The organism is Streptomyces sp. R21 (assembly GCF_041051975.1).
Lineage (GTDB): Bacteria > Actinomycetota > Actinomycetes > Streptomycetales > Streptomycetaceae > Streptomyces.
Genome location: NZ_CP163435.1, coordinates 5,656,382 through 5,669,407 on the forward strand (window position 1 = coordinate 5,656,382; position 13,026 = coordinate 5,669,407).

General features: G+C 72.6%; 13 protein-coding genes. 5 read left to right on the top strand and 8 right to left on the bottom strand.

The window, feature by feature from the left end; all coding sequences use genetic code 11:
- The first annotated feature begins 157 nt into the window (after positions 1-157).
- Positions 158-1,018, top strand: a complete 861-nt coding sequence (locus AB5J56_RS25350; RefSeq protein ID WP_369235269.1) for an alpha/beta fold hydrolase — start codon at positions 158-160, stop codon at positions 1,016-1,018.
- 22 nt (positions 1,019-1,040) lie between these two features.
- Here the strand turns inward: AB5J56_RS25350 and AB5J56_RS25355 are convergent, their stop codons facing one another.
- Genes AB5J56_RS25355 through AB5J56_RS25365 form a run of 3 tightly spaced genes read right to left on the bottom strand, consistent with a single transcriptional unit; the run spans position 1,041 to position 4,173 of the window.
- A complete protein-coding gene (locus AB5J56_RS25355; protein WP_369235271.1) occupies positions 1,041-2,693 on the bottom strand; it encodes a transporter in 1,653 nt (550 codons plus the stop codon).
- Entirely contained in the window at positions 2,690-3,484 is a 795-nt protein-coding gene (locus AB5J56_RS25360; protein WP_369242765.1) for an ABC transporter ATP-binding protein, read from the bottom strand. Before AB5J56_RS25360 ends, AB5J56_RS25355 begins: the two co-directional genes overlap by 4 nt.
- Before the next feature lie 35 nt (positions 3,485-3,519).
- Positions 3,520-4,173 carry a bifunctional DNA primase/polymerase gene (locus tag AB5J56_RS25365; RefSeq protein WP_369235273.1) on the bottom strand — a complete coding sequence of 218 codons (654 nt, stop codon included), beginning with the start codon at positions 4,171-4,173 and terminating at the stop codon, positions 3,520-3,522.
- Between the two features lie 366 nt (positions 4,174-4,539).
- Between AB5J56_RS25365 and AB5J56_RS25370 the strand changes: the two genes are divergently transcribed.
- Positions 4,540-5,925, top strand: coding sequence for a transcriptional regulator (locus tag AB5J56_RS25370; protein ID WP_369235275.1), 1,386 nt, complete (start codon positions 4,540-4,542; stop codon positions 5,923-5,925).
- A 507-nt stretch (positions 5,926-6,432) separates the two neighbouring features.
- Here the strand turns inward: AB5J56_RS25370 and AB5J56_RS25375 are convergent.
- Positions 6,433-6,654: a hypothetical protein gene (locus AB5J56_RS25375; RefSeq protein WP_369235277.1), complete on the bottom strand. Its 222-nt coding sequence runs from the start codon at positions 6,652-6,654 to the stop codon at positions 6,433-6,435.
- Positions 6,655-6,738: 84 nt separating this feature from the next.
- The gene (locus AB5J56_RS25380) at positions 6,739-7,167 is read right to left on the bottom strand and encodes a hypothetical protein (RefSeq protein WP_369235279.1); all 429 of its coding nucleotides are present in this window, start codon (positions 7,165-7,167) and stop codon (positions 6,739-6,741) included.
- A gap of 83 nt (positions 7,168-7,250) precedes the next feature.
- Between AB5J56_RS25380 and AB5J56_RS25385 the strand changes: the two genes are divergently transcribed.
- A complete protein-coding gene (locus AB5J56_RS25385; RefSeq protein ID WP_369235281.1) occupies positions 7,251-7,961 on the top strand; it encodes a hypothetical protein in 711 nt (236 codons plus the stop codon).
- A gap of 123 nt (positions 7,962-8,084) precedes the next feature.
- Here the strand turns inward: AB5J56_RS25385 and AB5J56_RS25390 are convergent, their stop codons facing one another.
- The gene (locus AB5J56_RS25390; protein ID WP_369235283.1) at positions 8,085-9,395 is read right to left on the bottom strand and encodes an ABC transporter substrate-binding protein; all 1,311 of its coding nucleotides are present in this window, start codon (positions 9,393-9,395) and stop codon (positions 8,085-8,087) included.
- A 117-nt stretch (positions 9,396-9,512) separates the two neighbouring features.
- Between AB5J56_RS25390 and AB5J56_RS25395 the strand changes: the two genes are divergently transcribed.
- Together AB5J56_RS25395 and purU are read left to right on the top strand one after the other, a co-directional pair.
- Positions 9,513-10,013: a hypothetical protein gene (locus AB5J56_RS25395; RefSeq protein ID WP_369235285.1), complete on the top strand. Its 501-nt coding sequence runs from the start codon at positions 9,513-9,515 to the stop codon at positions 10,011-10,013.
- A gap of 84 nt (positions 10,014-10,097) precedes the next feature.
- Positions 10,098-10,970, top strand: coding sequence for a formyltetrahydrofolate deformylase (gene purU, locus AB5J56_RS25400; protein ID WP_369235287.1), 873 nt, complete (start codon positions 10,098-10,100; stop codon positions 10,968-10,970).
- A 58-nt stretch (positions 10,971-11,028) separates the two neighbouring features.
- Here purU and AB5J56_RS25405 read toward each other — a convergent pair whose 3' ends face one another.
- The gene (locus tag AB5J56_RS25405) at positions 11,029-12,408 is read right to left on the bottom strand and encodes a zf-HC2 domain-containing protein (RefSeq protein WP_369235289.1); all 1,380 of its coding nucleotides are present in this window, start codon (positions 12,406-12,408) and stop codon (positions 11,029-11,031) included.
- Positions 12,405-12,986: a sigma-70 family RNA polymerase sigma factor gene (locus tag AB5J56_RS25410; RefSeq protein WP_369235290.1), complete on the bottom strand. Its 582-nt coding sequence runs from the start codon at positions 12,984-12,986 to the stop codon at positions 12,405-12,407. Before AB5J56_RS25410 ends, AB5J56_RS25405 begins: the two co-directional genes overlap by 4 nt.
- Positions 12,987-13,026: the final 40 nt, after the last annotated feature.

The window sequence follows — 13,026 nt, forward strand, 5'->3', positions numbered from 1 at the left end:
GGTGTAAAGGGTGTACACGTAGAGCGACATAGCATCAACTATTGGTGACACGCAGTGGGAGTGGAAGCAGCAGCAGGGGTAGGAAGCGGTACGGGTGGACCGGCCCGTTCGAGCGGGAGCGAGCGGTCCGAGCGAGCTTTGGGGGGTGCCAGAACCTATGGTGCGGCGCATCGACGTGACAGGTGCGGGCGGTGCACGCCTCGCTGCCTGGGAGTTCGCCGATCCCCCCAAGACCGGGGAGATCGACCGGGCCCCGGGCGTGCTGTTACTGCACGGCCTCATGGGCCGCGCCTCGCACTGGGCGTCCACCGCGCGCTGGCTCTCCGAGCGGCACCGCGCGGTCGCCCTCGACCAGCGGGGCCACGGCCAGAGCGACAAGCCTCCCGAGGCGTCGTACACGCGTGAGGCCTACGTCGAGGACGCCGAGGCCGCCCTCGAACAGCTCGGCCTCGCCCCGACCGTCGTCATCGGCCACGCCATGGGCGCCCTGACCGGCTGGCAGCTCGCCGCCAAGCGCCCCGACCTGGTGTGCGGCCTGATCATCTGCGACATGCGGGCCTCCGCGCTGGGCGCCGCCTCCCAGCGCGAGTGGGAGGACTGGTTCAAGGCCTGGCCCGTCCCCTTCGCCACGCTCGCCGACGTCCGCAAGTGGTTCGGCGAGGACGATCCCTGGGTGGAGCGCCCCAACCCGGCCCGCGGCGAGTTCTACGCCGAGGTGATGGCCGAGTCGGAGGACGGCTGGCGCCCGGTCTTCGAGCCCGAGCAGATGCTCAAGTCCCGCCAGACCTGGGTGTACGACGCGCACTGGGAGGAGCTCGCGCAGGTCCAGTGCCCGGCGCTGGTCGTGCGCGGCCTGGACGGCGAGCTGGGCCGGGCCGAGTCCCAGGAGATGGTCCGCGTCCTGCCGCACGGCCGGTACGCGGAGGTCTCCGACGCCGGCCACCTCGTGCACTACGACCAGCCGGACGCCTGGCGCGCGGCGATCGAACCGTTCCTGGACCACGTCCTGACGCCGTAGTGCAACGGAGCCCGGCGGGGGTTCACCCCTTGCTGACCGCCGCCAGGATCTCCGGCAGCCGCCGTGCCGTGCGCGGCGCGGCGAGCCGCAGTCCGAGCCAGCTGATCAGCGCGCCGTACGCGGCACCCAGCGGCAGCAGCAGCCATGTCCACTCGTCCCCGTCCGCCGTCACGTTCAGCCAGATCGTGAGGGCGATGACGGGGGCGGACAGCAGGGCGGCCGAGACCATGCCGCCGAAGATCGCGATCCAGGCGAGGCCGGCCTGCCCGGGGGCCACGTTCTTGTAGCCCTCCTGCGGGATGGAGTACGGGAAGCGCGCCGACGACCAGGCGCCGGTGGCCAGCATCGCGCCGAGCAGCGCCAGCGACATCCCGAGCACCTCGGGCAGCTTGGGCCAGTCGTCGAGCATCGCGGTCGTCAGGACGACCACGAGGGTGGCGTACGGCAGGGTGATCACCAGCAGCGCCAGCGCGCGCCCGCGCAGCTCCACGTACGCGTCCCGGGTCGACGAGATCGTCATCGCGACCATCCAGAACGCGGACGTGTCCTGCCCGAACTGGTTGTACATCTGGATGCCGAGCATCCCGGCGGCGAAGCACGCGAAGTAGATCGAACCGGTGCCCTGCAGCGCGTTGAACACCGGCACGATCAGCCCGATGGCCAGCGACGTCACCCAGGCCGCCTTCGTCTTCGGATCGCGCCACACATAGCGCAGGCTGCGCTCCATGACGGTCCCGGTGCGCCCGGCGGGCAGCAGCCGGCTCAGGCCGCTCGCGCTCGCCTTCTCGCGGGCGCCGGGCTCGGCCGCCTGGAGCGTCGACCCGTCCGGCGAGGTCATCAGCCGGGTCAGTTGCCGGGTCCAGAGCGCCAGCAGGGCCACCAACGCAGCCGCACTCAGCAGGAGTTGGGCGACCCCGATGCCGTACGACCCCTCGCTCACCGAGTCCACCGCGCCGATCGCCGACGCCGGCGGCACCCAGCGCAGTACGTCCGCGGCCGGGTCCAGCTTCGACAGGCCGCCCGCCGAACCGAGCCGCTGCGCACCGAAGTTGACGAGCTGCGCGCCGATCGCGATCACCAGGCCGCTCAGCACCGCGAGGTCGCGGCCCTTGCGGCTGGACAGCAGGCGGATGTTGGCGGCCGCGACGGCCCGTGCGAGGGCCACGCAGACCAGCAGGGCGAGTGCCGTGCCGACGACCGCGGTCACGTACGCCGCCCCGCCGTGCGCCACGGAGATCACCGAACCGGCCAGCAGGCAGAGCGAGAAGAGCGGGCCGACACCGACCAGCGAGGCCGCGAGGAGGGCCCGCACCAGAGCTCGCGGTTGCAGCGGCAGCATCACCAGCCGGGTCGGATCGAGCGTCTCGTCGCCGCTCGGGAAGAACAGCGGCATCACCGCCCAGCCGAGCCCGAGGACCGTCACGAGCAGTACGGCGACGGCGGTGGCGTGCTCGTTGTCGCGCAGCGCGATCAGGCCGAGCAGCTGGAGGGCGGCGAAGAGGAGCGCCAGGACCATCGACGTGATGTAGGCGGCCCGCCGCCCGGCCGACTGCCGCAGCCCGTTGCGCAGCAGCGACAGCTTCAGCCGTACGACGACGGGGGTGATCGACGCGGCGGAGACGCCGGGGGAGACCCCGGCGGAGGTGTTCGGGGCGGTGCCTGGGGCGATGCTCATCGTGTCCCGCCGCCGCCCAGCCAGTCGAGGTCGGCGCCGGTGGTGCGGCCGTTCGCGCCGACCAGCTCCAGGAAGGCTTGCTGGAGAGAGGACGCGCTCCCGCGGACCTCCGCGAGCGGGCCGTGCGCGCGGATGCGCCCGGCGGCCATCACGGCCACCCAGTCGCACAGGGACTCGACGAGTTCCATGACGTGGGAGGAGAAGACGACGGTGGCGCCGGAGGCGGTGTAGCGCTCCAGGACACCGCGGATGATCTGCGCGGAGACCGGGTCGACGCCCTCGAACGGCTCGTCGAGGAAGAGGACTTCGGGGTTGTGGAGGAGAGCGGCGGCGAGCCCGATCTTCTTGCGCATGCCGGTCGAGTAGTCGACGACCAGTTTGTGCTGGGCGCCCGCGAGGTCGAGGACGTCGAGCAGCTGCGCGGCCCGCTTGTCGACCTCGGCGCCGGGCAGGCCGCGCAACCTGCCGGTGTAGGCGAGGAGTTCGCGCCCGGACAGCCGCTCGAAGAGCCTGAGCCCCTCCGGCAGGACGCCGATGCGCGCCTTCACCTGCACCGGGTCGCGCCACACGTCGTGGCCCACGACCTCGACGGTGCCCGCGTCGGGCCGCAGCAGACCCGTCACCATCGAGAGCGTGGTGGTCTTCCCGGCCCCGTTCGGCCCGACGAGCCCGATGAACTGCCCCGCGGGCAGTTCGAGATCGATCCCCGCGACGGCGATCTGCTCCCCGAACCGCTTCCAGAGCCCCTGCACACGTACGGCGGCTGCACCCACCACGACTCCCTCCGTCAGGAGGAACCCTACGGCGCAGGGCCGTCCGCGAACGGCTAGCGGTCCCGCCCGCACGCGTAGGCGAGGGCGGAGATCAACTCCTCCGCGTCCGGCAGCCACCGATTGGCGGGCGTCGGCCGGCAGGCCCACTGCACGGCCCCCCGCGACCCGTACCGGGTGGGAGGGGCGGCCACGTACGCCCCCTCGCCCAGGGCGACCAGGTCCAGCGAGGCGGGCGGCCAGCCCAGCTTCCGTACGAGATCGGGAACCTTCGCGGAGGCGCCCGGCAGCACGAAGAAGTGCATGCGCCCGTCCGGGGTGCAGGTGACGGGGCCGAGCGTCAGCTCCATCCGCTCCATGCGGGCCAGCGCGAGGAACCCGGCGGTCTCGGGCACGTCGATCGCGTCGAACGTGCGCCCGGTGGGCAGCAGGATCGACGACGCCGGCTGCTTCGACCACAGGCGGCGTGCGACGGTCGCGCTGCCCGTCGCCTGGGTCGCCCAGTCCTCCCGTGCCGGGTGCGCGCCGGGGGTGGCGCACGCGGACTCACCGCACGAGCAGCGCTGCACTCCCTCGACGGCTTCCAGCCAGGTGCCGGGGAACACGTCCCAGTGGCGCTCCTCGGCATAGCGCACGGCGGTCTCCAGCAGTGACTCGCCGCGCTGCTTGGGGATCTGAGCGGTCTCGGTGCCCTCGATGGTCTCTTCCACGCCCCACTCAACTCCCGCGTCCACCCCGGGTTACGGGCTACGCGCGCGCGGGGGAGGAGCATCGATTCCGCACGTGGGGCGCATGGATGCACGGGTGGGGGCGCGCATGGGCAGCGGCAGCGGGGGTGGGTAACCACCTGAGGGGTCGGGCAGCAGCCTTTACCCCGGCAATCCTCACATGTCTCGCATCTTCGGTATGTCCGCGGGGCATTGATCTTCAAGGCCGGATCTTTTCGATGCTCCGTCGACGCACCGCGCGCACTTCTGTGTCGTCCCGGTGCTTCTTCGGTGATTTTCGGGGTTCCGGCCACGGAAGGCACGTCAACTCGGTGCGTGGGCAGGCACCGCAGCCACAGGGGGTACGCCATGGCCGCAAGGCCTCTCGTCGCGCGGCAGCCGAACGAACGGTTGCAGGCGCTCATCCAGGAAGCGGGCTGCTCGAACGCCGGGCTCGCTCGCCGGGTCAACATGTGCGGCGCGGAGCACGGCCTCGATCTGCGCTACGACAAGACGTCCGTGGCCCGCTGGCTGCGCGGACAGCAGCCGCGGGGGCGTGCGCCCGCCATCATCGCCGAGGCGCTCGGCCGCAAGCTGGGCCGCACGGTCACGATCGACGAGATCGGCATGGCCAACGGCAAGAACCTCGCCTCCGGTGTCGGCCTCCAGTTCTCGCCGACCGTCCTCGGCGCCATCGAGCAGGTCTGCGAGCTGTGGCGCAGCGACGTGGGGCGCCGGGACTTCCTGTCCGGCTCGTCCGTCGCCGCCTCCGCGCTCGTCGAGCCGAGCCGCGACTGGCTGATCTCCTCGCCGGACTCGCAGGTGTCCCGGCAGGCGGGGCCACGGGTCGGGCAGTCCGACGTGGCGGCGGTGCGCGCCATGACACAGGCCCTCGTCGACCTCGACCACCAGTACGGCAGCGGGCATGTACGGCCGGTCGTCGTGCACTACCTCAACAGCGTGGTCTCCGGGCTGCTCGCGGGCTCGTACCGGGAGGCGGTCGGGCGCGAACTGTTCGCCGCGGTATCCCGGTTGACGGAACTGGCCGGCTACATGGCCGTCGACACGGGCCAACCCGGCCTCGCCCAGCGGTACTACATCCAGGCGCTGCGCCTCGCCCAGGCGGCGGGCGACCGCGGCTACGGCGGCTATGTGCTCGCCGCGTCCATGAGCCACCTCGCCGCCCAGCTCGGAAACCCGCGCGAGATCGCCCAGTTGGCGCGCGCGGCACAGGAGGGGGCGCGCGGGCGCGTGACACCGCGTGCGGAGTCGATGTTCTACGCCGCCGAGGCGCGGGGGCACGCCCTGATGGGCGACGCGCGGGCGGCGCAGTCCGCGTCGGGGCGCGCGATCTCGGCGCTGGAGGCGGCCGACCCCGCGTCCGGGGACGACCCGGCGTGGATCGGGCACTTCGACGAGGCGTACCTGGCCGACGAGTTGGCGCACTGCCACCGGGACCTCGGGCAGGCCGACGCGGCGGCGCGGTGCGCGCAGGAGTCCCTCGCCGGGCACCCCGAGTCGCGCGCCCGCAGGCGGGCCATCGGCTTCGTGCTCCTCGCGACAGCCCAGGTGCAGCAGCGCGAGGTGGAACAGGCCTGCCACACCGGACTCAAGGCGGTCGAACTCCTCGGCACCCTGCGCTCCAACCGCGGCGCCGAGTACCTGGACGACTTCCAGCAGCGCCTTGAGCCGTACCGGGACGAGCCGGTGGTAAGGGAGTTCGGGGCGCGTATGGAACTTCAGGCGGCTGCGTGAACGGAAGGTGTGCGCCGGGATGAACCGGCGGGAAACAGGGGCGCGAACAGCGAGAGGAGGCGTAAGCAGCGCCCCGAGGGGCGGAATTGTTACCCCGGTCACAGGAGGACCAGGTCACCTTCTGTGCTGCGTGGCACCGGGTCGCGCGGACCCGGTAGCGTGAGCCGACGATTCCGAAGGTCCCCCATTCGTAGGAGTCCCGGTGACGCAGAGTGGACAGGGCGAGGAGCCCTCGGCGCGGCCCGCGCGCGAAGGCATCGTGCTGCCCTCCGACGGCGGCGAGCCCTTGCTGCCGGGCATGACGGGTGACCGCACGGCTCCCGCGGGCGGGCAGGCCTGGGACAGACCCTGGGGGCCCGAGCGGCCGCCCGCGGCGCCCCAGCAGCAGCCCGAGCAGGGGCACGCACAAGGGCACCAGCAGCAGGAGCAGGGCTGGGGAGCGTCCGGCGCGCAGGCGTACGGCGCTCCGGCCCCGTCCGGCTCCCAGACGTACGGGGCGCCCGACGCTCAGGCGTACGGCGCTCCGCCCGCGCAGTCGTACGGCGATCCTTCCGCGTCCGCGCAGTCGTACGAAGGCTCCTCGGCGCCGTCGCAGTCGTACGGCGGTCCCTCCGCGTCCGGGCAGTCGTACGGCGGTCCTGCCGGGCCGGCGTACGGGGCTCCCCCGGCGCAGACCTGGGGGGCGTCCGAGCCGCCCCAGTCCGCCCCACCCGCCCCGGACTGGGGCACCCACGGTGGATCGCAGGGCGCTCAGCACGGTCAGGGATGGCCCGTTCCGGAGGCCTCGGGGGTCTCCTCGGAGGCGTACGGGGCTCAGCAGGCGTCCGCGGGCGCCGGGCCGCTGCCACCCGCCGTGGACGAGGGAGCGACGCAGTTCATCCCGCCCGTGGCGGCCGCCGCTCCGGCCGACGAGGGCGCCACGCAGTACATACCGCACATACCGCCCGCCGCCGCGCACTCCGAGGGCGCCACCCAGTTCATCCCCCCGGTGGGCCCGGGCGCGCTGCCGCCCGAGGTGCCCGCCGACGCGACGCAGTTCCTGGGGCGCGCGCCCCAGGGCGGGGCCGGGCCGCTGCCGGCCGCCGCGCACCCGGATGCCGAGGCCACGCAGTACATCGCCCCCGTGCCCGCCCAGCCCGGCGCGGCGCCGTACGGCATACGCCCGGGCGGGCCGGAGGACCGGCAGCCCCCGGCGGAGTTCGACAATCTTTTCCGCAGCGAGCCCGAGGGGCCCGCGTCCACGCAGCAGCTTCCGCGCTTCGATCCGTCGCTCCCGCAGGGCGCGCACGGCGCACCGCAGGGCGCGTACGGCGCGCAGGCGCCGGGTGCGCCCGGAGCGCCGGGCGGGCGGGCCGCCGCCGCGCACGCGCGCGGGGTCGGGCGACGACGGCAGCGGTGGCGGCGGGCGCAGCCGCTCGCGCGTCCCCCTGATCGCCGCCGTCGGCGTCGGCATCGCCGTGCTCGGCATCGGCGCGGGCGCCCTGCTCAGCGGCGGAGGCGACGACAGCAAGAAGGACGACAGCAGTACGACGGTGTCGGCGACCGCGCCCGCGGGCAAGTCCCCTTCGGCGGCCGCCGACCCGGCCAAGACGCAGGCCGTCGCGCTGGACAAGCTCCTGGCGGACAGCGGCGGCAGCCGCGCCTCGGTGATCAAGGCCGTGGCCAACGTGAAGGCCTGCGACAACCTCGACCAGGCGGCCAGCGATCTGCGCGACGCCGCCAAGCAGCGCGGCGAGCTCGTCACCCGGCTCGACGCCCTCTCCGTCGACAAGCTCCCCGACCACGCCGACCTGACGAGCGCGCTCACCAGCGCGTGGAAGGCCTCCGCATCGGCCGACAGCCACTACGCCGCCTGGGCCGACCAGGTCGACGGCAAGAAGGGCTGCCGCAAGGGACAGGCCCGCACCACCACGCAGACGCGGCTGGGCAACCAGGCCAGCGGCACGGCCAGCGCGCAGAAGAACAAGGCCTCGAAGCTGTGGAACTCGATCGCGACCACGTATGGGCTGACGCAGCGCCAGCCTACGCAGCTCTGAGGTTCCGTCTCCGGCCCGGATGTGGTGACCTGGGGTTTCTGGCTCCGGGTCGCCACGGTCGTTCGTGGTGACCCGGGGATTCCCGCTCCGGGCCACCACAGTCGTTTCGGGTGACCCGGGTTGTCAGTCCGCGTTCTCCAGGGTCTTCTTCACGTTGACGAACCCCCGCCGTGCCGACACCAGTTGACCCTCGCGTACGACCTGGAACGTGACGTCCGCATTGACCAGGCGCGGGAACTCGACGGTCGCGAGCATGTCCTGGGAGCGCCAGCTGAGGGTCGGCGTGAGTCCGCCGGTGGGCACCTTGAGGCCCTTGTCGAGCGCCCGCTGCACCGTGCGGGACGTCACCTCGCCGTCGCCCAGCGACTCGATGGCCGTCTTCAGCACGGTGTACGCGATCCATGTGGTCTGCACCCCGGGGTCGGCGGGGTCGATCCGGTTGTCGTCGAAGGCCTGCTCCTTGATCACCTTGCGCATCGCGTCCCACCGGTGATCACTCGCCGCCGGGTACCAGCCGGTGGCGTACGACCCCTCGTACGGGCTCGACGCGCCGCCGGTGGAGTCGATCAGCGACTGGTCGACGCCGCCCAGCACGGTGGCCGTGCGCACCTTCGGGAACTCCTCGCGGTCGCGCCGGAAGGAGTCCATGAAGGTGTCCGTGCGGTCGCCGAGCGCCGGCACCACGCAGCCCCGCTTCGCCGGGTCCGAGGTCGCCCGCCGCAGCGCCTGCGACGTCTGGCCCGCGTACTCGGTCGCGTCGTCCGCCGCCCGCTGGTCCGCGACCGTCGAGTGGCCCTCCGACTTCAGGCCCGCGTTGAGCAGCACCGGGAGCTGGTCGCCGGCGAAGGTGTCCGGCCGTACGAGCGCGACCGGGCCGCAGATCCTGCCGAGCTGCTCCCCGAGGCCGGCCAGCAGCGCCGGCTCCCCGCCGTTGACCGGATAGGAGACCGGGCTCTCGAACTCGTCGTCCGTGACGCCGTAGCCGCCTATGTACGGGATGCCCGCGGACTCCAGCGGTGAGAGGAAGTACGTGCCGTGCTGGCTGTAGGAGCCGACCACGGCGACCACGTTCTCGTCCGCCGCGCGACGGGCGCACTTCGCGGCGCCCACCGTGTCGTTGTGGTCGTTGCAGGTGAGGACCTTGAGCTTGTGGCCGTTGATGCCGCCGTGGGCGTTGACCCAGCGCTCGTAGGCCTCCGCGAGGGCGGGCATGCCGGGCTTGTTGGTCGCGCCGGTCTTCTCCGGCGCCCAGGTCATGACCGTGACAGTGTCGTCCCTGGCGCCCCCCGTGGCACCAGGGATGACCCCGCATCCGACGGCGAGCGTCGCACACGCCGTCAGCGCTCCCGCGGACAGCGCGGTGGTCCTCGCAGTGGTCCTGGCGGGTTGGTGGTGCGCGGAACGGAAGATGCGGGTGCGTCGCCTGCCGGTCATGGACACGCACGATTCCGTCACATCGCTAACCCGGGCGTGACCCGGGGTCAACGGATGGTGACATGGAGGTGAATTGCGGGGGGCGGCGAAGTCGCTGGAAGGGGGAACGTACGATCGATGACCGTGCAAGGTTCGGAGAACTCTTCCCGTCGCGGCCGTCACTCATCCACCATGGGCGGCATGCCACTGAACGACATGCCGTGGTGGCGCTGGCGCAGCAATGTGCGCTCCGCGCTGCACATGCTCTCCGATCCCGCGTTCCAGCGCGACGTCTGGCTCGCCGGCGTCGACGGGTACGGCGACGTCACCGATGCCGTGTACCGCCTGGTCGAGGACACCTGGCTCGACAACTGGTCCGCCGAGAAGTACGTCGGCACGATCTTCCGCGACTCGCAGGAGGCGGCGCTCGTCGACACCGCCGTGCTCCGCGTGCTGCGGATCATGCACCAGGTCGGGCCCGACGCACCCGTCTCCGCGTACCTCGACCACCAGGCCTGGCCGGAGGCCGTGCGGGCCGCGCGCGACGCGCATGTCCGTATGACGGTGGGGGACGGGGAGGAGCCGGACGTGCCGCCTCGGACGCTTGAGGTGCTGCGGATTCTTACGCGGTCCGCGTAGGTCTGCGGTCCGTCTGCGGTCGCATCGGTCCGCGTGGCGGGACGGGAAGTCGGCCCCGGGGGCTGGTGTGGGAACCTGTGCTGCATGAATGAGCAGCCCGCCGCGCCCGCCGAACAGTACGTCCTCACCCTTTCCTGCCCCGACAAGCAGGGCATCGTGCACGCCGTGTCGAGCTACCTCTTCATGACCGGCTGCAACATCGAGGACAGCCAGCAGTTCGGCGACCACGACACGGGACTGTTCTTCATGCGCGTCCACTTCTCGGCGGAGGCACCGGTGACCGTGGACAAGCTGCGGGCGAGCTTCGCCGCGATCGGGGACGCCTTCCAGATGGACTGGACGATCCATCGGGCCGAGGAGAAGATGCGGATCGTCCTCATGGTCAGCAAGTTCGGGCACTGCCTGAACGACCTGCTGTTCCGGGCGCGGATCGGGGCACTGCCGGTGGAGATCGCGGCGGTCGTCTCCAACCACACCGATTTCGCCGAACTGGTGGGTTCGTACGACATTCCTTTCCGGCACATTCCGGTCACTCGGGATACGAAGGCTGCCGCCGAGGCCGAGTTGCTGGAGCTGGTCCGGGCGGAGAACGTGGAGCTGGTCGTGCTGGCCCGCTATATGCAGGTGCTCTCGGACGACCTGTGCAAGCAGCTCAGCGGGCGGATCATCAACATCCACCACTCCTTCCTGCCGAGCTTCAAGGGCGCGAAGCCGTACCACCAGGCGCACGCCCGGGGTGTGAAGCTCATCGGCGCCACCGCTCACTATGTGACCGCCGACCTCGACGAGGGGCCGATCATCGAGCAGGAGGTCGAGAGGGTGGGCCACGACGTGACCCCCGACCAGCTGGTCGCCATCGGGCGCGACGTCGAGTGCCAGGCCCTTGCGCGCGCCGTGAAGTGGCACGCCGAGCGGCGCATCCTGCTGAACGGGCGACGGACGGTCGTTTTCGCGTAGTTCTGGCGTAGCCGCCATCGCCGCGCCCACCCCGGGTGCAGAGGAAGGCGCCCGGGGGCTACATGCGGCTCAGGGAGGCGGCGGCCAGGAGGACGTCGTGGATGGCGGTGCGGTCGCCGTCCTGGCCGGTGGCGGCCTCCTCCGGAGAGACATGCCCCGCGGCGAGGCGGCAGAACTCGACCCCGTCGAGGGCGACATGCGCGACCTCGTGCTCGGCGGACGCGACCGCGCCGGGCGAGTCGAGCGGGATGAGCCACTCGCCGCCCCCGGACCCCTCGATCTCCAGCCGAAGGCTGCGCCCCGGCGCCCCGGCGGGCACGAGATGCCGTACCGGCGGCGCGGACAGCCCCGCCCGCCGCCGCTCGGCCAGCGAGCCCGGCAGCATGCGCGCGGCGAGGTCGATCATCTTGTGCAGGTGCCGAGGAGCCGGCGGCTCGTAGGGATAGTCCACCGCGTCCGCGATGTCCCCCGCGTGCACCCAGCACTCGAAGGCCCGGTCCAGCATCGAGTCCCGCAACGGCAGCTCGAAGTCGCCGTACGACACGGCCAGGCGCCCGGAGCCGCCGCCCGCGAACGCCACCGTACGGACCAGGTTGTGGCTCTGCTCCCGCCACGGGCCCCGTACGGAACGGGTGGGCGGGAAGTGCGAGGCCCGCCAGTACGCCTCGGTGCGCCCCGCCGGTCCCGGCGTCTTCGGTGACGTGTTGCCGAGCGGGTCCTCAAGGCCCAGCGCGGTCGCGACCAGGCCGTCCACGGTCAGGAGATGGGCGATGACCCCGGCGACCGTCGTACGGCGGCTCGTGGGGCCGTCGCCCTCGAACCAGCGCAGCCGCACCGGGGCGTGCCACTCCGCGTCGCCTATGTCCTGGAGCAGCGCGTCGAGCCGCGCGGCCTCCGCGTCGTACGGAGCCGCCCACTCGGGCACCGGGATGCGCGGCGGGCGCCGGTCCAGGCAGCCCTCCAGGACGCGGGTGCGGAGGGTGGGGTCCAGGTCGAGGCTCTCGGGCGGGTGCAGCAGGCCCACCGCCTCGCGCAGCCGCAGCGCCTCGTCCGCGCAGGAGCCGCACTCCCCGAGGTGGTCCTCCACGGCCACGGTCTCCTCCGGCGAGCAGGCGGCGAGCGCCCACGCCCCGAGCAGCGACTTCAGCACCCGGTGGTCGAGAGAGAGGGGGAGGAGGGGGAGGGGGAGAGGTGCGGACGGCTGCTCCGGGGTCGGTTCCTGTAGCGGCTCCGGCAAGGGGCGGCCCGTGTCCTCGACCGAGGAGCGTGGCATGGGTATGCGCGGGGAACGGCTCGGGCCGTCGGAATCGCCCGTGTCGTTGCCGCTGCCGTCGCCGTTGCCGGGGCCCTGCGGGCCGCCGCCTGCCCCGGTGGGCTGCTCGTCGTCGCTTCCGTCCCGGTCGTCGAACGCCTCGAAACGATCCGCTCCGCCGTTCACCGCGCACCCCCGTATTCGGGCGGCGCCCCGGAGGGGCCCGCGTCGTGGGCGGTGGACAGCAGTTGCAGGCCGAGGCGGAGCCGGCGGCGGGCCTCGTCCTCGGTGACGCCGAGGTCGGCGGCCGCCTGGCGGTAGTCACGGCGCTGGAAGTAGGCGAGCTCCAGTGCGGCGCGCAGCGGGGTGGGCATCGAGGTGACGATGTAGTCGGCGCGGGCGGCCACGGAGGCGCTGCGCACCTTGCGCTCCAGGTCCTCGGTGGTGCCGGGGCCGCCCCGGGCGAGCGCGGCTGTCTCGGTCGCGCGCAGCCGCTGGACGGCGAGCCGGTGGGTCAGCGTGGCGACCCAGGAGCGCAGCGGGCCGTGCTTGGGGTCGTACGCCTCGGGGTTCTCCCAGACGTGTGCGAACACCTCGCGGGTGATGCCGTCGGCCGCCTGTTCGTCTCCGAGCACGCGGTGGGCGAGGCCGTGCACGAGTGAAGCGAATCGGTCGTAGAGCTCGCCGAGCGCGGCTGCCTCCCCGCGTGCGAGCCGCTGCTGCATCTTGCGGTCCCAGCGGGGTGGTGCGTCCTTCGTCGCCATGCGGCCCCCTCACCCCTGGTCGTGCCCGGCGCCCGTCTCT

Bases quoted from the DNA above. Each gene is read 5' to 3' on its own strand.
- purU (WP_369235287.1), top strand. From the start codon at position 10,098: ATGAATGAGCAGCCCGCCGCGCCCGCCGAACAGTACGTCCTCACCCTT.
- AB5J56_RS25390 (WP_369235283.1), bottom strand. From the start codon at position 9,395: ATGACCGGCAGGCGACGCACCCGCATCTTCCGTTCCGCGCACCACCAA.
- AB5J56_RS25355 (WP_369235271.1), bottom strand. From the start codon at position 2,693: ATGAGCATCGCCCCAGGCACCGCCCCGAACACCTCCGCCGGGGTCTCC.
- AB5J56_RS25410 (WP_369235290.1), bottom strand. From the start codon at position 12,986: ATGGCGACGAAGGACGCACCACCCCGCTGGGACCGCAAGATGCAGCAG.
- AB5J56_RS25350 (WP_369235269.1), top strand. From the start codon at position 158: ATGGTGCGGCGCATCGACGTGACAGGTGCGGGCGGTGCACGCCTCGCT.
- AB5J56_RS25395 (WP_369235285.1), top strand. From the start codon at position 9,513: ATGACCGTGCAAGGTTCGGAGAACTCTTCCCGTCGCGGCCGTCACTCA.
- AB5J56_RS25370 (WP_369235275.1), top strand. From the start codon at position 4,540: ATGGCCGCAAGGCCTCTCGTCGCGCGGCAGCCGAACGAACGGTTGCAG.